At 66.0% G+C, this 15755-nt stretch carries 28 protein-coding genes and 2 tRNA genes; 1 reads left to right on the top strand and 29 read right to left on the bottom strand.

Going from position 1 to position 15755, the window contains the following annotated elements; all coding sequences use genetic code 11:
* Positions 1–125: 125 nt before the first annotated feature.
* The 26 genes from ACWPXK_RS30045 to ACWPXK_RS29920 all read right to left on the bottom strand — a co-directional run bounded on the left by ACWPXK_RS30045 (position 126) and on the right by ACWPXK_RS29920 (position 11299).
* Positions 126–602, bottom strand: a complete 477-nt coding sequence (locus ACWPXK_RS30045) for an SLOG family protein (RefSeq protein WP_454199531.1) — start codon at positions 600–602, stop codon at positions 126–128.
* Positions 599–1696: a DNA-methyltransferase gene (locus ACWPXK_RS30040; RefSeq protein ID WP_454199530.1), complete on the bottom strand. Its 1098-nt coding sequence runs from the start codon at positions 1694–1696 to the stop codon at positions 599–601. Before ACWPXK_RS30040 ends, ACWPXK_RS30045 begins: the two co-directional genes overlap by 4 nt.
* Positions 1693–2190, bottom strand: a complete 498-nt coding sequence (locus ACWPXK_RS30035; RefSeq protein ID WP_454199529.1) for a hypothetical protein — start codon at positions 2188–2190, stop codon at positions 1693–1695. The genes ACWPXK_RS30040 and ACWPXK_RS30035 overlap by 4 nt, the downstream gene beginning before the upstream one ends.
* On the bottom strand, positions 2187–2516 hold the full coding sequence (locus ACWPXK_RS30030; protein WP_454199528.1) for an HNH endonuclease: 330 nt from the start codon (positions 2514–2516) through the stop codon (positions 2187–2189). Before ACWPXK_RS30030 ends, ACWPXK_RS30035 begins: the two co-directional genes overlap by 4 nt.
* Positions 2517–2611: 95 nt before the next feature.
* Positions 2612–2977, bottom strand: a complete 366-nt coding sequence (locus tag ACWPXK_RS30025) for a hypothetical protein (RefSeq protein ID WP_454199527.1) — start codon at positions 2975–2977, stop codon at positions 2612–2614.
* Positions 2974–3525 carry a hypothetical protein gene (locus ACWPXK_RS30020; RefSeq protein WP_454199526.1) on the bottom strand — a complete coding sequence of 184 codons (552 nt, stop codon included), beginning with the start codon at positions 3523–3525 and terminating at the stop codon, positions 2974–2976. The genes ACWPXK_RS30025 and ACWPXK_RS30020 overlap by 4 nt, the downstream gene beginning before the upstream one ends.
* Positions 3522–4094, bottom strand: a complete 573-nt coding sequence (locus ACWPXK_RS30015; RefSeq protein WP_454199525.1) for a Rad52/Rad22 family DNA repair protein — start codon at positions 4092–4094, stop codon at positions 3522–3524. Before ACWPXK_RS30015 ends, ACWPXK_RS30020 begins: the two co-directional genes overlap by 4 nt.
* A complete protein-coding gene (locus tag ACWPXK_RS30010; protein ID WP_454199524.1) occupies positions 4091–4939 on the bottom strand; it encodes a PD-(D/E)XK nuclease family protein in 849 nt (282 codons plus the stop codon). Before ACWPXK_RS30010 ends, ACWPXK_RS30015 begins: the two co-directional genes overlap by 4 nt.
* Positions 4936–5169, bottom strand: coding sequence for a hypothetical protein (locus ACWPXK_RS30005; protein ID WP_454199523.1), 234 nt, complete (start codon positions 5167–5169; stop codon positions 4936–4938). Before ACWPXK_RS30005 ends, ACWPXK_RS30010 begins: the two co-directional genes overlap by 4 nt.
* Positions 5166–5813: a WhiB family transcriptional regulator gene (locus tag ACWPXK_RS30000; protein WP_454199522.1), complete on the bottom strand. Its 648-nt coding sequence runs from the start codon at positions 5811–5813 to the stop codon at positions 5166–5168. Before ACWPXK_RS30000 ends, ACWPXK_RS30005 begins: the two co-directional genes overlap by 4 nt.
* Positions 5810–6163: a hypothetical protein gene (locus ACWPXK_RS29995; protein ID WP_454199521.1), complete on the bottom strand. Its 354-nt coding sequence runs from the start codon at positions 6161–6163 to the stop codon at positions 5810–5812. Before ACWPXK_RS29995 ends, ACWPXK_RS30000 begins: the two co-directional genes overlap by 4 nt.
* Complete coding sequence (locus ACWPXK_RS29990; protein WP_454199520.1) at positions 6163–6357, bottom strand: hypothetical protein; 195 nt, start codon at positions 6355–6357, stop codon at positions 6163–6165. Before ACWPXK_RS29990 ends, ACWPXK_RS29995 begins: the two co-directional genes overlap by 1 nt.
* A gap of 5 nt (positions 6358–6362) precedes the next feature.
* A complete protein-coding gene (locus ACWPXK_RS29985) occupies positions 6363–6524 on the bottom strand; it encodes a hypothetical protein (RefSeq protein WP_454199519.1) in 162 nt (53 codons plus the stop codon).
* Positions 6514–6723 (bottom strand): hypothetical protein, encoded by a 210-nt coding sequence (locus tag ACWPXK_RS29980; protein ID WP_454199518.1) that lies wholly within the window; start codon positions 6721–6723, stop codon positions 6514–6516. Before ACWPXK_RS29980 ends, ACWPXK_RS29985 begins: the two co-directional genes overlap by 11 nt.
* On the bottom strand, positions 6710–6976 hold the full coding sequence (locus tag ACWPXK_RS29975; protein WP_454199517.1) for a hypothetical protein: 267 nt from the start codon (positions 6974–6976) through the stop codon (positions 6710–6712). Before ACWPXK_RS29975 ends, ACWPXK_RS29980 begins: the two co-directional genes overlap by 14 nt.
* Complete coding sequence (locus ACWPXK_RS29970) at positions 6963–7391, bottom strand: hypothetical protein (RefSeq protein WP_454199516.1); 429 nt, start codon at positions 7389–7391, stop codon at positions 6963–6965. The genes ACWPXK_RS29975 and ACWPXK_RS29970 overlap by 14 nt, the downstream gene beginning before the upstream one ends.
* The gene (locus ACWPXK_RS29965; RefSeq protein WP_454199515.1) at positions 7388–7576 is read right to left on the bottom strand and encodes a hypothetical protein; all 189 of its coding nucleotides are present in this window, start codon (positions 7574–7576) and stop codon (positions 7388–7390) included. The genes ACWPXK_RS29970 and ACWPXK_RS29965 overlap by 4 nt, the downstream gene beginning before the upstream one ends.
* Entirely contained in the window at positions 7573–7806 is a 234-nt protein-coding gene (locus tag ACWPXK_RS29960; RefSeq protein WP_454199514.1) for a hypothetical protein, read from the bottom strand. The genes ACWPXK_RS29965 and ACWPXK_RS29960 overlap by 4 nt, the downstream gene beginning before the upstream one ends.
* On the bottom strand, positions 7803–8309 hold the full coding sequence (locus ACWPXK_RS29955) for a hypothetical protein (RefSeq protein ID WP_454199513.1): 507 nt from the start codon (positions 8307–8309) through the stop codon (positions 7803–7805). The genes ACWPXK_RS29960 and ACWPXK_RS29955 overlap by 4 nt, the downstream gene beginning before the upstream one ends.
* Positions 8306–8767 (bottom strand): hypothetical protein, encoded by a 462-nt coding sequence (locus ACWPXK_RS29950; protein ID WP_454199512.1) that lies wholly within the window; start codon positions 8765–8767, stop codon positions 8306–8308. The genes ACWPXK_RS29955 and ACWPXK_RS29950 overlap by 4 nt, the downstream gene beginning before the upstream one ends.
* Positions 8764–8991 (bottom strand): hypothetical protein, encoded by a 228-nt coding sequence (locus ACWPXK_RS29945; RefSeq protein WP_454199511.1) that lies wholly within the window; start codon positions 8989–8991, stop codon positions 8764–8766. The genes ACWPXK_RS29950 and ACWPXK_RS29945 overlap by 4 nt, the downstream gene beginning before the upstream one ends.
* Positions 8992–9062: 71 nt before the next feature.
* On the bottom strand, positions 9063–9590 hold the full coding sequence (locus ACWPXK_RS29940) for a hypothetical protein (RefSeq protein ID WP_454199510.1): 528 nt from the start codon (positions 9588–9590) through the stop codon (positions 9063–9065).
* Complete coding sequence (locus ACWPXK_RS29935) at positions 9587–9955, bottom strand: hypothetical protein (RefSeq protein ID WP_454199509.1); 369 nt, start codon at positions 9953–9955, stop codon at positions 9587–9589. Before ACWPXK_RS29935 ends, ACWPXK_RS29940 begins: the two co-directional genes overlap by 4 nt.
* A 23-nt stretch (positions 9956–9978) precedes the next feature.
* Positions 9979–10761: a BRO family protein gene (locus ACWPXK_RS29930; protein ID WP_454199508.1), complete on the bottom strand. Its 783-nt coding sequence runs from the start codon at positions 10759–10761 to the stop codon at positions 9979–9981.
* Positions 10758–11003 (bottom strand): helix-turn-helix domain-containing protein, encoded by a 246-nt coding sequence (locus ACWPXK_RS29925; RefSeq protein WP_454199507.1) that lies wholly within the window; start codon positions 11001–11003, stop codon positions 10758–10760. The genes ACWPXK_RS29930 and ACWPXK_RS29925 overlap by 4 nt, the downstream gene beginning before the upstream one ends.
* Complete coding sequence (locus tag ACWPXK_RS29920) at positions 11000–11299, bottom strand: helix-turn-helix domain-containing protein (protein ID WP_454199506.1); 300 nt, start codon at positions 11297–11299, stop codon at positions 11000–11002. Before ACWPXK_RS29920 ends, ACWPXK_RS29925 begins: the two co-directional genes overlap by 4 nt.
* A gap of 164 nt (positions 11300–11463) precedes the next feature.
* Here ACWPXK_RS29920 and ACWPXK_RS29915 point away from each other — a divergent pair, with 164 nt between their 5' ends.
* On the top strand, positions 11464–12144 hold the full coding sequence (locus ACWPXK_RS29915; protein WP_454199505.1) for a hypothetical protein: 681 nt from the start codon (positions 11464–11466) through the stop codon (positions 12142–12144).
* An 821-nt stretch (positions 12145–12965) separates the two neighbouring features.
* Here ACWPXK_RS29915 and ACWPXK_RS29910 read toward each other — a convergent pair.
* The 3 genes from ACWPXK_RS29910 to ACWPXK_RS29900 form a co-directional block, all read right to left on the bottom strand.
* Positions 12966–14339 carry a tyrosine-type recombinase/integrase gene (locus tag ACWPXK_RS29910; RefSeq protein WP_454199504.1) on the bottom strand — a complete coding sequence of 458 codons (1374 nt, stop codon included), beginning with the start codon at positions 14337–14339 and terminating at the stop codon, positions 12966–12968.
* A gap of 134 nt (positions 14340–14473) precedes the next feature.
* Positions 14474–14547 (bottom strand) — tRNA-Pro (locus tag ACWPXK_RS29905).
* A gap of 47 nt (positions 14548–14594) precedes the next feature.
* Positions 14595–14668 (bottom strand) — tRNA-Gly (locus ACWPXK_RS29900).
* Positions 14669–15755 lie beyond the last annotated feature (1087 nt).

The following is a 15755-nucleotide window of genomic DNA, read 5'->3' as shown; positions in this document are numbered from 1 at the left end:
CCGACGTCGGCAAACGTCGGCCCGGGGCCGTCTTCAGTTGTGGCTCAATTTTACCCGCGATTCGCTGGGATCTCGAGCCGCCACACCCGCCGGATTCGAACGAATGTGTGAGTCCCGCAACGCATTCAGCAACCATGCGGCATCTCCCCGATCTCGAACAGTCCCGGCTCATCCCAGGCCACCCGAGGCGCATCCGTCAGCGCCACGACCTCCACCCGCAAACCGGCGATCCGCGCCCGGTCCACGCAATCCCACGTCCCCTTCGACAGCGACCGCGCACCCGGCAGCGGGGCTGCCAGCACCAGGTCGGCGCCGCAGTCGACCATCGCCTGGTTGCGGATCGGGCCCGCGGCTTTGCCGTACCGCTCCCAGTCCGCGGGGTGCACCTCCTCGACCACCTGGTATCCGGGGTCGCAGATCGGCTGCTGGCACCACAAGTGCGTGTGATGGTCGCCGCCGGTGCGGCAGCCGCCGTGCACGACCGTGATCACGCCTCCGTTGGGCAGGTGTTTCGTGATGGCCGATCCGATCGCGCCCCATAAGGCGTGGGGGTCGGGCCAGGTGCGGGAGCTGGTGGTCAGGAGACGGAAGGTGGCGCTCACGACACCTCCCCGAAGTCGAATCCGATCTCCATCGGCTTGGACAGACGCGCCTTGATCAACGGCAGATAGTCCGGCTCTCGCTCGATAGCGATGCAACGGAAGTGCTCCAGAACGCACGCCTCCGCGGTAGTTCCGCTGCCGGCGAACGGATCCAGGACCAGACCGTTCGGTGGCGTCACGAGGCGAACCAACCAGCGCATGAGGTCCAACGGCTTCACGGTGGGATGCCGGACGCCGTCCACTTCCGGACGCTCATCAGCTCCCGCCTTGGCGGTGTACTTGAACACCGGGAAGAACCGGGACGCCCCGCCGGAATCGTCGTGCCCGGTGCGCGGCAGGTCCTTCGCCGTCCATGCGTCGTCATTCATGACGCCGAGCGCCTTTGTTGTCTTGCCGCCGGATCGGCTGACGCTCGTGCCGCTCTGCCGGTCGAGTTCGGCGGCCTGGTGCTCGTCGAGGACAACGTTTGTCGGCCAGCGGCCTTTACCTGTTGTGTCCTGCCGCGTGACAACCGCCGTTCGAGTCCATTCGTCCTGCGCGTAGGTGCTCGCGCTTCCGATCCGAGACGGAGGGCGATTACGTGAGCCGTCCTCGTCGCCCGGCACCCGGCACCCGTCGATGTTCAGCGCACCCGTCCCGTAGCGGGTGACGTTCTGAGCGACCGTGCCGACCAGCGGCTTACGGGCGAGCACGATTGGTTCCCAGGCCGGTTTCAGTGCCGTCGAAGCCTTCGGGAATCCGGAGCCGTGCACCCACGCCAGCAGGTATCCGCGGCCTTCTCCGATGCTGTCGCGCATCTCGAACCCCGCGTCCTCGATGCCGCATGCCAACCGGTGATAGGTACGGGTGCCGCCGAAGGCGACAAGGCTGCCACCAGGCTTGAGCAGACGCAGACATTCCCGAGCCCAGGATTCACACCATCGCTCGAAGCCCTCTGGCGTCGCGTGGCTGTCCCAATCCCGGCCCATGAACGCGAGGTTGTACGGCGGATCGCACACCACCGAATCGACTGAGGCATCTGGCATTCCGCGCATCACATCGAGGCAGTCCCCGTGGTGCAGCGTCACCAAATCGTCCTGCCAGTACGGGGTCACGCTGCCCCTCCTTCGATCGGTGAGACGGAACCGAACAGCGCGTACTGCTCCGACGTGGGGATGGCGATCGACTCCCCACGCCTCCGCGCAGGACGCCCCTCGATCGCGGCGAGCGTGACCCGATCCAACGCAGACAGATCCCGCGTGTACTCCGGATAGGTCTGCCAATGGGTGAGTGCCTTCACCCGCACCCCGGCGGGCAGGGCGTCCGCCCACGCCTCCAGCCGGGCATAGGAGACGGTCGCGGTGCGCAGCAGGGCACCGGACCGCCACCGCCGAGGACGCCCGTCCGGCCTCCACTGCTCCGGGATCCACTCACGCCATTGGCCGCGGATCGCGGTGGACCCGAATTCGTAGGTGAACCCTGCCCCACCGCCGGATCCGTGGCCGCCGCGCAGGTGCTCGATCCCGCCGGCGGGGTTGGCGAGGACCTGGCCGAGGTAGTGGTGGACGTTGCGTAGCAGGTCGCGTTCGCTGTCGGTCCAGGTGCTCATGCCTCACCCCCGATCGGCGCGATCCGGCCGTCATCGGACAGCAGCACGACGCCGTGCAGGCGGGACCGGATCTCCTTGTTTGCCGGGTTCGCCCGACGTGGGACCAGCCAGCCGTCCTTGAGCGCGGCCGTGCGCTGCGACTCGATCCAGTCGTGGCAGGGACGGCAGAGCGCGACGATGTTCGACGGCAGGTTGATGCGCGGGTCACGAGTTCCGCCGGCGCCGCGCGGCTTCCGGTGATGTGGGTCGCCGCCGTGAATGCCCGTGAGCGGTTGGGCGCAGCGCTCGCACCGTCCCTTGCAGCGGGCGCGCACGAGATCCAGCACATCCTCGGAGGGACGTGTGTCGCGGCGACGCCTCGGCCGCGGGCCCGGCTTCGGCAGCATCTGCCGCACCAGGTTCCCGGGGGATGGATGGACGCTCATGCCCCACCGCCGTATCCGGCCAGCTTCATCGCCTCGACGGCCAGCTTCGCCCTCGTCTGCAACGACGAACGGGTAGACCTACGCTCGTCCACCATGTCGGCTCCGTACCTCGCCTGGTTGTCGGCGAGGTCGTACTCCAATTGCAGCTCGGTGGTTTCCTGGTCGACGTAGGCGCTCTTCATCTGAACGGTGCCGTCCGGGGCGTTGAACGTGGCCTTGGTCTTCGCGTCCCGCAACTGCTTCCGTTTCCTGGCGAGGTCGTCGCGCCATTTCTTCAGATCCAGGGCGGCCTGCCCACCACTGGATTCGAGTTCGCGCAAGCCTCGATCGATCTCAAGCAGGTTGAATGGGTCCTCGATCACGACTCCACCTCCGCGCCGCCCGACCCGAGGTTCCACATCAGCGACCGCACCTTGCGCCGCGCGTCGTCGACGTTCCCCTCCCGCAGCAGCAGATCCACCTCCGCGAGGTAGGCCACCACCCGGCCGGCGGTCGAGTTCGACAACGGGTCGGAGCCGATCAACCGGCGAGCCTCACCAAGCCGTTCGTTCACCGCCCGCAGCGCGCGTTCCCGCGGCCCCTTGCGTTCCTCCACCTCACGCTTGGCGTCGAGGTAAGACTGCGGAGTCAGTTCCCCCGGCGCAGGACGATCGGGATGCGCCTTCAGGGTGGCGTTGGCGAGGGCGTTCTGCTGGATGATCGACCGCTGAATGCTGACGAGCATCTGCAACCAGCGGACCCGGTTCTCCTTGCGACGCAGGATCGCGTACTGCGGTCCGATGCCCTTGTGGTCGCGGAGGTCCGCGTTCACCAGACGTTCGAAGTTGCGGTCGTCGTGCCAGCGAACGCCCCCAGTGCCCCAGTCCTGGGGGGCCTGGAATGCGGGGCGTTCGGGGTGAATGGTGGTCATGCGTCACCGTCCTCGCGGTCGATCTCGTCGTTGCCGAGTGACACCTGCTTCTCGACGCCGTCCTGCAAGTCCTCGGCCGGGTCGGCATCCGGGTCGGGAGTGACGAGCGTGGCCATGACGAGGGCCGAGAGCTGGCCCTTGTTGTACAGCGAGAGCCCGAACTGGTCGCCGAGGTCCTTCGCCGCTCGCTTCACCGCGAGGGAGATCGAGGACTTGAAAGCGAGATCGTGGGCGTCACCGCGGGTTTGGTTCTGCGCGGTCGCCGTCGATCCGTCCTCGTAATGGCACAACTCATTGCCGTCGGGGTCCTTGATCGTCAGCCGGACCATTGCCCGGTAGCAGACGTCCCAGCGCCCGGTCGGCTTCCCGCTGTCGTTGACTCGCTGCTCCTCGAACGCGACGCCGGCGTTCAGTACGTCGATGTCGAAGTTGCAGAACCCGAACACCCGAATCAGGTGCGCGATCGTGTCCTGCTGGGAGACGTGCGAATGGCCCTTGCCGTCCTTCAGGACCCGCTTTTCATGGATGGGCCGGAGCAGTTGCTCAACCTGTCGCGCCGTGAGTCTCATGCGAACGCCTCCAGCTTCGGCATGCGCCGCGCCTCACGCACCTGCACCGCGACCTTCGCCAACTCCCAGCCCTTCGCCAGGTCCAGCGGGTACAGCGAGCACCGCGGCTGCCCGGATCTCACCGGGACGTGAATCAACAGACCCCGGTCCAGGTCGATGTCCGGATGCAGCGGAGTTCGGGCGCCGGTCTCCTGGTCGTAACGCACCCCGCGGGCGTAGACAGCGACCTGGATCGTCGTCTTCAAGGGGAAATCGGGCTCGGACTTGCCGGTCTTCACATCCCCGACCACGATGCGGCCGGTCTTGCGGTGCCGCAGCAGCCGGTCCAGGGAGCCCGCGGCCTGTACCTCGTCGGCGACCACGAACACCTCGGTGTCGAGGACTTCCCAGTCGGCGAGGGCGTCCCGGTACACGTCCAGCCATGGCCGCAGCGGGGGCGGCGCGAACTCCGGCACCTGGCCCTGGTCCACCAACTCCGCGAGTCCATGGAACGCGGTGCCCATTCCGGCGCCGTCGTCACTGCCGGCGACCTGCTGGGCTTGGGCCACCAACGGCTTGAGCGCCTTCTTCGCCTCCGGCACTTGCCACGGGTCGCGGTGCGCGGATGCCAGATGGGCTACCTGGGCGTAGATCGCCGCGTTGCGCACCACACCGATCGCGGCGTTGGCCGCCGACCAGTCCATCAGTCCTTGCTTGTCGTCCAAGGTTTCGGCCAGCGTCGACACCCGCGTGTAGGGGACGGCGTTGACGGGCGACTTCTTACCGTCCTCGTATCGCAGAGGCTGCCCGTCCTGGCAGACCCACGGCCGATTCCAGTAGTCGCGTTTGATCGTGTAGTCGGTCAACGAATCCCTCTCGCATACGCGGCCATTGCCTTCAGGCGGTCGGCCATCTCATCGATTTCGGCGGGCGTGTACATGGCGCCGTGAGTGGCGACCCAGTCCGCAGGTCCTTCGCCGTCCCAGCCGGTAATGCGGACACGGCCGGAAGGGTCGGGCTCGAAGGCGGTCCAGGAGTTGCCGTCCTGCGCGGAGAACGACAGGCCGTCAGGGCTGACGACGATGCGGGCGCTCACGCGCTCACCCCGACCTGGACCGAGAACACCTTCGCGGCGTCCTCCTTGCTGATGGTCAGGCGCGGTTTGCCCCGGAACCCATAGAGCAGCCCGTTGAGAACGCTCTTCGAGATGCCGGCGAGGGCGACGATCTCGTCGAGCGTCATCATCGCGGCCAGTGATTTGGCGTGCTCGCGCGCAGCGTCCGCGGGGATGCGCGCCTTCGGGTCGTCGGCCTTCTGCTCCTCACGGCGCAGAACCTGATAGCACCGCTCGCAACGGCCCTTGCCGCCGTACCGGGCCTCGTTGCGTTTCCGGTTGACCCTGGACGCGGTCGGCATGTGGCAGTCCACACAGCGGCCCGTGTTCTCCGAGCGCACGTAATGACGTGGCTTAGGAGCTGGGACCACGGGGGTACCGAGCCAGGCTTCGAGCGCGTCCCGTTCCTTTTTCTCGCCGCAGCGGAAACCGGCCACAATGGCCCACTTCTCGCCACGCTTCACCGCATCCGCGGCACATTGACGGCGCACCGGGCAGCCGGGCCGTGTTTCGGTGCCGACGCAGATCTCGATCGCCGGGCGAGACTGGTTGCTGTGGTCGGGGAACCACAGCTCGGACGGGTACCGGCGGCACTCCGCCTGCTGCCTCCAATCCAGATCGGTCATGACTTCCTCCCGCGGCATCGGTTGCAGGTGACGAGACCGGGACGACGCAGCAGCGCAGTGGCTCTCACCGTGGTCTCGTTGCCGCAGCGGACACACACGCCTTCGAGTTGGGCTGCGTCGCCGCGGCGTTCGTTCTCCTCCCGCCGCCGGTTGATCACACAGCCGCGGCACGTGCACACCTCGGTGTGCGCGCCCATGGTGATGTGCTTGTAGGACCGCCCGCGCAGGATGGAGTCGATCGTGTTCGGGTGGCGGTCGAACTTCAGCGCGATCTCCGCGATCGGATGGTTGACGGCCATCAGCAGGATCTCCCGCACCTGGTCATCAGCCAGTGCTGGCTTCTTAGCCATCACCAGGCTCCGATCTCGTCGGCGTACTCCCAATCCCGGGCACGGTCGGGGTCTTCGGGGATCTCCTCGCCGTCGTCCTCGTTTTCCACTGGCGCGCCGGAGTACTCGCGCGGCACGCCGGCGAGGATCGCGACGAACACGAGCAGCAGGAACCCGAGAGCGCCGAATATCAGCAGGCGGGTGAAGATCTCCAAGGCGATCACTCCTCACCCCCGAGATCCGTTGCCTCAGCGATGTGCTGGAACCACACGGTCGCGGCGGCAGCGAGGGCCAGCTCGTGCACCGGCAGTTCCTCGACCTCGATCTGTTCGGCGCGCTCGGCGGCGGCCTCATATTGGTGGAACCAGGGCTCACGCGACATCGGACACCCCCAGGCTGCACTCGCAGGTGTCGTGCATGGCGTACTTGCATGGCCAGCACCAGTTCACGCCGATCTCGCTGCGGTAGTCGGCGAGATCGCCGCAGTGGCAGCGCTTCCACGGCCAAGGCGTGGCGGGGTAGCGACGGCGCACGGACGGAAGCAGCCACGTCAGGCGTTCGAGCAGTTCACGCACGGCCATCGGACACCTCCAGACCGGTGCGGAACTTCCCGCACCAGCAGCAGCCGTGCTTGTGCACCGCGGCCGCCAGCGCGCAGTAGACGCCGCTGGAGGTGTCCGGTTGGGGGCTGAACGTGATGGTGCCGTAGTCGTCTTCGATCGCCATCCGACCCGTCTCGGCCCACTCGTGTGTGTCGGCTGGGCAGGAGGTGGGGATCTTGTTGAGGTGGGCGGCGATAGCGCGGCGGCGATCCAGGGAGTCAGGCGCGGTCATCGGATGCCTCCCGGATCTCGCCGACGAAGAGCTCGAACTCAGGACGGGAGTGCTGGGCTTCTACATCGCGGATGCGTTCGCATTCCTGCCGGGACGACGATGCGTTGCTGACGACGTAGTAGGCGTCCTCCTCCACGTGCCTGCGAACGTCGGGCCCCTTCTTCACCACGACGTAGGCGAGTGGCGGACGCGAGTCTCGCTCGATCACCTCATAGGCGTGCTCCAAGCGGCTGAGCGTTTCGGCGTGCTGCTCGGTCTTCGCTTCGAGGGCGTGGCGCGCATCGTCGCGTTCGCCCACCAGTTCCTCGCACCGCACATGCAGGTCCCGGTAGTTCTTGCGGGATTCGTCGCGCTCGCGAATAAGACGGCGGACCTGGACGCGGAGCCCTTCGGCGATCAGCTCGTGGGATGTCACTTCTCCCCCTCGTGGTTGTGGTGTTGGTCTGCTTCCCACTGATCCGGTGTCCGCCACTCCGCCCACCGGGCGACAGCAGCGGAGGTGGTGAGGGCATCGGCGGACAGCCCGCGATGCAGCGCGGACGAAAAGACAGCGGCGAACCGCTCGGCGATGTGCGGGTGAGGCAGATGCAGGCGGGTCATGCCGCGATCACCTCCCCGTCGCTGCGGATGATCCGGCGGAACGCGGTCGCGGTGTCGTGCTCCGGCGACCCCTCCGGGTAGGTGGCAATCAACTCCGACAGGAACCGCAACCACCGCGACTCGGGCGTCAGCATCAACACACGGGCGACGTCGAAAGCCTTGGACGGCACCGGCAGGGACGCGGCGTAGCAGATGCAGGCGAAGACAGCGCGGCCGGAGAGTTCGGTCATGACGGCACCGCCTCGGCGAGGAGGCGCTTCGCGGAAGCCGTGCAGGCGGCGCAGTCTGTGCGGCCCTCCATCTTCCACCACTGGGTCGACCACACGTAGCCGCTCGCCTTGCGGCAGACCGCGGTCACCTCGTCCCGCTCATACGCGGACTCGTTCTTCTCGATGACCAGGGGCACCAGATGCACCGACCGGCTACGGTCCTTCACAGCCCAGGTGTGGCCGTCGAGCTGCGGGCGCGGCTCCACTCCCCACTGCGGGGCGTGCGGGCACTTGTAGCTGATCTTGATGTCCTTGTGCCGCTTGATCACCATGCGGAAGCCGAGCTTCTCGTCACGCTGGCGCGCGGCCTTGGAGCGCGAGAAGTTGTGCCACGCCTCGTCCTCGCTGTGGCAGTACCGCGCGAGAGACCAGGAGCATTCACAGCCGCACGGGGCGATCACCACCCAGTCGCACTCATCGGCGGGAACAGGCTCGCCGTCGACCTCGAAGTAGATGGTGGTCACGACTTCACCGCCTCGTGGCCGATCACGCGCACCGGCAGATCGGCGTAGGTGCCGCGCCAATCCCGCTTACCTTCGGTCTTCTCGACCTCGGTCAGACCGAGCGCGGTGGCGCACCGTTCGGGCGCGCCGGGGTCGGTGCTGAACAGTTGGCGGCAGCCGATGATCGTGCCGCCGTACCGGCCCCAGAACAGCTCCGGGTAGGCCGCTTTCAGCTCGGCGAACACGGCGTCACCGGCGCGGCCGTGCGGGCGCAGCTCTGTGATCAGCTCCTCGATATGCTCGGGCAGCCAGCGCAAGGAACCGATCCGGTCGTTGACGTCCAGGATTCTGCGCAGCCGCGCTATCAGGTAGTCGACGTCCTTGGCGGTGTCTTCGCCGACCGGGTCGAGGTAGCCGCCCATCTGGCGTTGGACGACCAGCCATTCCGGGTCCGTGGGCTTCGTCGTCTGCTCGCTCATGCCGTCGCCTCCGGCCCGTACACGAGGGACAGCAGATGGGCGGCGATCGCGAACTCGCGGGTGTTCTTCGGGTCCTGCGTGTACATCGCGAACAGCAGGTTCAGCAGATTGTCGTCGTCTTGGATCGCGGCAACGGTCTCGGCGAGTCGGTGGTCCGCGGAATCGGCTTCGGCGGCAAGGAGTTCAGCCAGGTACTGGTCGTACGCGGCAGAGTGGATGGGCATTGGTAGACTCTTTTCTTGCGTATTGAATTCGCTGGCCGTCGAGATTGGGCATCGGCGGCCGATCCCCGTAATCACGGGAAGTTGGGAGCACCCTCAGCGGCTGGAGCGTCGTCACGTGACGCCGCTGAGGGTGCGACCTCAGTCCCCGGAGCGGATGTCTCTGGAACTGAGGGGGTCAAAGCCGACAGGGCGTCGCGGGCCAGGCAGCCACCGCACCAGTCGCCGCGGGACGGGCCGACAGCATCGACGCAGGCGGAGCCGAAGCGGCACGGGTCCAGGGCGATCGTGCACAGCGAATCCAGCACGACGATCAGCGAATCCGGCGGCAACGCTGCGCAGTACCGACCGACATCGCCACCGAGCCGACTGCCGATGCAGGCCGACCAGTTACCGTTGGCGCCCCACGGCAAGTCGGCGTCGAACGACTCCGCGAGCGCGCGCACTGCGAGATCCCGGATGTAGGCGATGTGGTCGGATACGTCCCGGTGGGGCGCGGCTGAGGGGGTGCCGCCTGCCTCGCCACCGGGACGCTCCCTACCCTCGGCGGCGGGGGGATGGGGACCGCCGAGGGAGTCCAAGTTGCGCGGGCCATCGATCATGACGCCTCCCATTCACCGATGGGCGCGCGCTCGATATGCGCTTCGCAACCCCAAGCCAGGAGATCGGCCAGACGTCCCGCCACCGACGACCGCGACAGGTAGGTGCGCGTCGGAGCCGACGGCACGTTCATCACGTACTCGGGGAAGCCGGGATAACCGGTGCGCGGGTCAGGCGGATCGTCATAAGCGATGGCGTAGCCATCCCGCTGGGGCGACTCGTCACCGTGCGCCAGCCACGGCCGCAGGTCCGGGAGCCACGACGGCACGGGCTCGTTGTTCTCAAAGGCGCGGGCGATCTCGTCCCAGTAGTCGAATCCCTGGCGCGCAAACGGCTCGCCGTTCTCAGTCGGCCAGGAATCGACCACCAGACGCCAAACGAATTGAGCCCTCATGCCGCACGCTCCCGCTCGACCAGGCGCGCGATAGCCTCAGCACCAGCCGGGGTCACCTTCAACGTGTGCATGACCTCACCGCGGAACCGGGGAGCCTCATGCACCTCGACCGGCCGGAAGTACTGCCGCTTGTGCGCATACGCCGAGTAGCGGCGGCGGATCTCCTTGCACTGCTTGCGCTCCGACCAGCGGGACTCAGTCTCGACGTAGATCCAGCCCTTTTCCACGAGCAGATCCCGCAACCAGTTCTCGCCGACGTCGTTGTTCGCCGCGATCACACGCAGCTTCAGAAGGTCGGACTCGGCCACGTACAGCTCGACGTAGTTGACCTTCGGGGCGTCCTCGGCGACCTTCTCACTCAATTCGGCGATCTGCTGATCCTTGGCCGCGATCATCTGCTGCGCTTCCAAGACGGCATGGGCGAGCAGCTCCGGACCGGTCAGCGCGGGAGCAGTGTTGTAGCCCCCGGTCTTCCGGATCGTCGGCAAGACCTCGGTGGTAATCCAGCGCCGGAATCTCGCCGCCTCCGGCTTGTCTGAGCGGAGCACGAGCGCGTACATGCCCGACTCGCTGACGACTGCCATCTCCTGCGGTCCGCCAGGGGTGTCAATACGATTGACCCCCTTCTCGTCGTCCGCGAGTCGCTGCATAGCCATCGACAGATTCGGCAGGCCGAGGATGTTGCAGATGTCGCGGGCAACGAACCACGGTTCGCCGTCGATCACCACCGTGCGGACGGTCGCACCCTCGTAGGTGAACGGCATCAACTCGGTACTCATGCCGCACCGCGATTCGCGGCGACGTCACGGTCCACCTGCTTCTCGCTGGGCAGCGAAGCGAAGAACCGCTGAAGATCCTCGGCATCGATCAGCAGAGTGGACCCGAGGTATCGGGCGGCGAGATGCCCCTCCCGGACAAGCTTCCGGAGAGTCGACTCGCCAATACCGGTGGCCAGATGCGCCTGGCGGACGTTGTAGGAGATCTGCTGAAGCGCAGCCACGTTGACGCGAGAGGCGGTCATTCGACAGCCCCCTGCCGGTTGCGGGGCGAGTACTGGGTGTCGATCGCCGAGACGGGGATGTCGTAGACCAAGGCGAGGGCCTCGATCATCTGTGCGGACGCGCCGCGATGTCCGTTCTCGATCGCCGACAGCGTCCCCCGCTCGGGCCGCATCCCGGTCTCCTCGTAGATGCGTTCGCAGACCGCTTCGAGGGTCAGGCGCATCTTCTTACGGAGAACGGAGAGCGGGACATGCGGAGCCGAGACGCGCGGACGCTTGTCTTCGTTGAGCCGGTCGTCGGCAACCTTCGGGGCCATATCACAACCCTAGGGCAAACTTCTCCGAAGTACAAGACAATCTAGAGGCAAACATTAGCTAGCCGTACGCGTGCTTGCATTTGCACGCACCGCAGGTCAACGGACATTCCTGTGTCCGGAGGTTCGGGGTTTTGTTTGCCGAATAATTGGGGTCTACTTGGGGCATGAGTAGACAGGGCACGCATGGAGACCCCGACCTGGTCCGCTTCGGCCAGATGGTGAAGGCACGCCGTGACGCCCTGGGACTGACACAGGAAGAAGTCAGCGCACTAGGTGGCCCGAGCGACACGACGTTCACAAAGATCGAGAACCTGGAATGGCGGCCCGGACGGACCGCGACACTGCGGAAGCTCGACGCCGGCCTGCAATGGGAGCCGGGGAGTTCCGCGCGGATTCTCTACGAAGGCGGCGATCCGATCCCACTGAATCAATCCGGGGTCGGCCAGCCCGCGGCCGTGCCGGACGCCGACCTGGCGATCGAACTCACGGTGCTCGCCGAGTTCGCAGTCCAGAGTGTGTGGTCAGTCTTTCAAGCCGCAGGCAAGGAACTGCCCGGCGCACAGAGTGCGATCGAGCAGCTAGACGCCGTCGCCGAGCAAGCGGAGAAGCTCGCGCTTCAAGTAACCGGCGGCGGGGAGGAGTTCGCGATGCTGCGCCGCCAGGTGCGGGCTCGCATGCGCATCGCCACCGAATCGTTGACGGAAGCTGCGCTGCGAAGCCCTGCGGCGCTGGCGGCCGAGATGGGTCAGGCCGCCCACCCTGACGATGACTGGTCATTCGGCAATGCCACGGATGGCGCCCGCGCGGTGGCGCTCTCCGACGCCGACAGGCATCCCGATGCTTGAGCGACGGTGACCTCGGAGATCCATCCCACGCCGCTTTCGTATTCCCAATGCGCCCCGCGTGGACCATGCAGCCATGCCCAGCAACCGGCAGACCGCAGTCGTCGTCGGCCGAGGTCGGTGAGCCCGTGGTGGGGGACGACGCGAATCCGGTGGCGCATGATCCGGACGACGCCGATGGTCGTTCGGCCCCCGCGCGTTCGCGGGTTGCCTTCGGGTTCGGCGATGCTGATGTGCACGGCTTGCATCAGAGCGGACTCGTGCGGATGCCAATCCGCTAAGGGCGCACTCTCTTCCATGAGACTGATGTCCTATTGGTCGCCCGGGCTACGGGAGCCCCGACCGCCCCCGCTACCGCTCGGTTTCTTCGATTTTACGTACGTTGCGCACGCGGGACCGCAGCCACTGGGCTCGAGCTGCTCCCTACGCCATGCCGGTGCGGTCGATCCCGCTGCCCTGGAGTCCCGCATCATGAGCACACCCCTAAGTCAACAGCCGCCCGGCCTGCCCCCTTGATCTTCATCCGCCAGTTATCAACTGGTGGACGATAGTTCATGTATCAAGTAGGTAACCTGTGACTATAGTTACCGCAGGCCAGAACGGGTAGGGGTTTCGTGCGATTTGTTCGGATTGTTTCCATTATGGTGAACTAATCCGAAGCGGCAAATCTGTAGCAACAGTTCGGGTATGAACACATAGCCCCTGTGCCATATGGAAAGCGCCTGTACAGACCGGCGATTCATACCGCAAGTCCTGCATCTCCCCCCAACGAGAAGCCGCGACTTTGGCTACACTCACGCAGCCTTCAGCAAACATCCCGCCGCTCAATCGAGTTCGAGCAGCCCGTCCAGGCTCCCGAGGGACTTCCGTGCTGCTTCGAGGTTGACTTGCTGGTATCCGCGGGTCGTCACCACATCGCTGTGCCCCATGATTGCTTGGATCACCCGCGCGTCCACTCCGGCCTCCATCAGCAATGTTGCTGTGGTGCCGCGCATCCCATGCACGCTCACAGGCTCCACGTCAGCGCGCTTCTGCGCCGCAGCCCAGCCTTCACGGTCAGCCAGGTCCGATACCGGCGTGACGAACTTCCAACGCTTCCCAGGTGGGGTCACCCATACCAGGTTCCACGGGTTCGTTTCGCTGCGATCGCGATGAACGGTCAGGATCGCTGCCAGCGGAGCAGGGATCGGTATGAGCCGCTGCGATAATGCCGTCTTCGGGCGGGTCAACGCTGCGCCGCGCCACAGCGGGATGTGTTCGAAGTCTGGGCGCACATCGAATCGTTTCGGGTCGTCGGGTTTCGCGCCCGGCTTCAGCTTCAGCCACTTCAGCTGCCAAGCCAGGTCCAACGTGCCCTCCTCGAGATCCACCCGATCCCATTGCAGGCCAAGCAGTTCCCCTTGGCGGCCGCCGAGCATCAGGCCAGCCGCCCACCGAGTCACCAATGGGTCCTTATCCTCGAGCGCGGCCAGCAGTACCTTCCGGGCTTGTTCAGCGGTGAGCGCGCCGTGCTTCTTCGACAGCACCTGCGGTCGTCCGACGAGTTCACACACGTTGCGGTACGCCTTGCCATCGGCCACCGCATCGGTGAGCGCCGCGGACAGGACGTTGTGCGCCTCCTGCACCGAACGTGTCGAGTAAGTCTTGACGGTCGCGGTCTCGCCTTTGCCTCGGGTGTAGGTGGCGGACAGGATCCACTTGTGCATGTGCCGGATGTCGTCCGGCGACAGCTCGATCAGCTTCCGGCCACCGATCGGCGGCACGATCCGGGTGGTGATGGCCGACCGATACGTCCGCCACGCATCAGGATCCAAACGCAGCTTCGCGACCTTCTCGATCCAATCCTCAAGGTACGCCTTTACTGTCAGCCGTTGGTCGGCTTGCGCGATGCCCTTCGCATGGTTGTCCTTCACCTCGCCGAGTTTCTTTACGGCCGTTGCCCGGTCCTTGCTGTAGACGGGTTTGGATTTGCGGCGCTTGCCATCCGGGCCTTTCGGCAATTCGATTTGCCCTACCCACATGCCATCCCGGTTGCGCTTGTACAGCGCCCCTTCCCCGCGGGCGCGGCGGGGCTTCGGTTTCTCCACGGCCATCTTCTTCAGCAGCCGCTCGACCGCGGCGAGGCGTTTGATCAGGTCGGCCTGCGACTCGGCGGTGACTTCCAGAGTCTCCCGCCAGATGCCGTTGCGTTGCTCCATCAGGACCCCTTGCTGGACTGTAGGCGCTGATTGTAGGCTACTACAGACTGATACAGATTGATCCAGCCGTCACGGCTTGATCTGCGGTTTGAGGGAAATAACCCCCTGACCAGGGGATTCATCTCGATTCTAAGTCGGGGTGACAGGATTTGAACCTGCGACCCTCCGCTCCCAAAGCGGATGCGCTACCAAGCTGCGCTACACCCCGTGGCCCTCGCGGCGGCGTGGCGGCCGCCGACGAGGATGAATACTCCGTGGAGCGGGTGACGGGAATCGAACCCGCACCATCAGCTTGGAAGGCTGAGGTTCTACCATTGAACTACACCCGCAGGCATACGACACCGATGGGATCGCCACGATGTCGTGTGCGATCCGACTGTACCGAATCCGGCTTCCGAAACGCCAATCAGCCCCCCTCGGCCGCGGGATCTCGACGGTACGGACCGGAGCGCTCCGGGGTTGCCACACCGAGTGTCGCACGACTCGGCCGCCGCTCCGGAGCGGCGCGCGGGAGCGAAATTTTAGAGGGGATTTTTCATTGAAACTCTGGCGTGTCGGATGCCGGTGGGCGAAACTCGAGTGACGCGCGATGGCTCCGCCGGGGAACATCGCCGACCCGCCGCCGACCAGGCCAGGAACATCGCTCAGGGGATTTCCGATGAGGACCGCACGACTCGCCGTCACAGTTGACGCGCTCGGCGTGTTGCCGAGCGCCGAGGGCGGCACCCGCAGGTCGGCGGGGCGGTGTGACCCGAAATCGTTCCGCTTCCGCGCACGGTCGGCAAACCGCTCGGCAACCACCGGCGTCGCGCGGCCGGACGCGGCGCCTGAACCGGTCATCGCGCGGACCGCCGCGCCGCCGTTCCCCGTGACCGCGCGTGCCGCTGTCCGGCATCCGGGCCACGGACTCGGTGAGCGCGGAACAGTCCGCGACTCGGAACCTGCAGAGAAGACGGTGCGGACGCGAAGACCGAGCTGCGAACGCCCGGAACAACCATTCGAAGCTCGACAGGGAAGACAAGGACGTCGCGTGCGAGAACGAATTCTCGGAGAACCGGTGGCGCGGGAGAGGTTCGGGCCGCACTCGGGGCCCGCGCGGCACTCCCGGCCCACGTCCCACAGCGTGTCGCCAGCGCGTCACGGCGCGATTTCGCAGCGAACGGAATTCGGGTGTAACACCAACGCGACGGGTACGATCACATTCCCGATCGCTATTCGCGAGGTGTCGAGAACACGTTGCAAAACGGTGCTTTTCGATGCCGAGTGGCTTGCTAGGATCCTTTTTGCCGGACGGGGGTATCTGGAAAGGGGGCGGTGAGCGTGCGCCGAACCAGGTGGACACAACCGCGTAGCAGTGGGAACGATCAGTGTGACGCCGGCGCCTGTGTCAGCACAGGACAGTTGGGCACCGACGTC

It is taken from the genome of Nocardia sp. Marseille-Q1738, assembly GCF_965283145.1.
The sequence above is the reverse complement of the archived record's forward strand: the minus strand, read 5'-3'. Positions and strand labels throughout refer to the sequence as shown.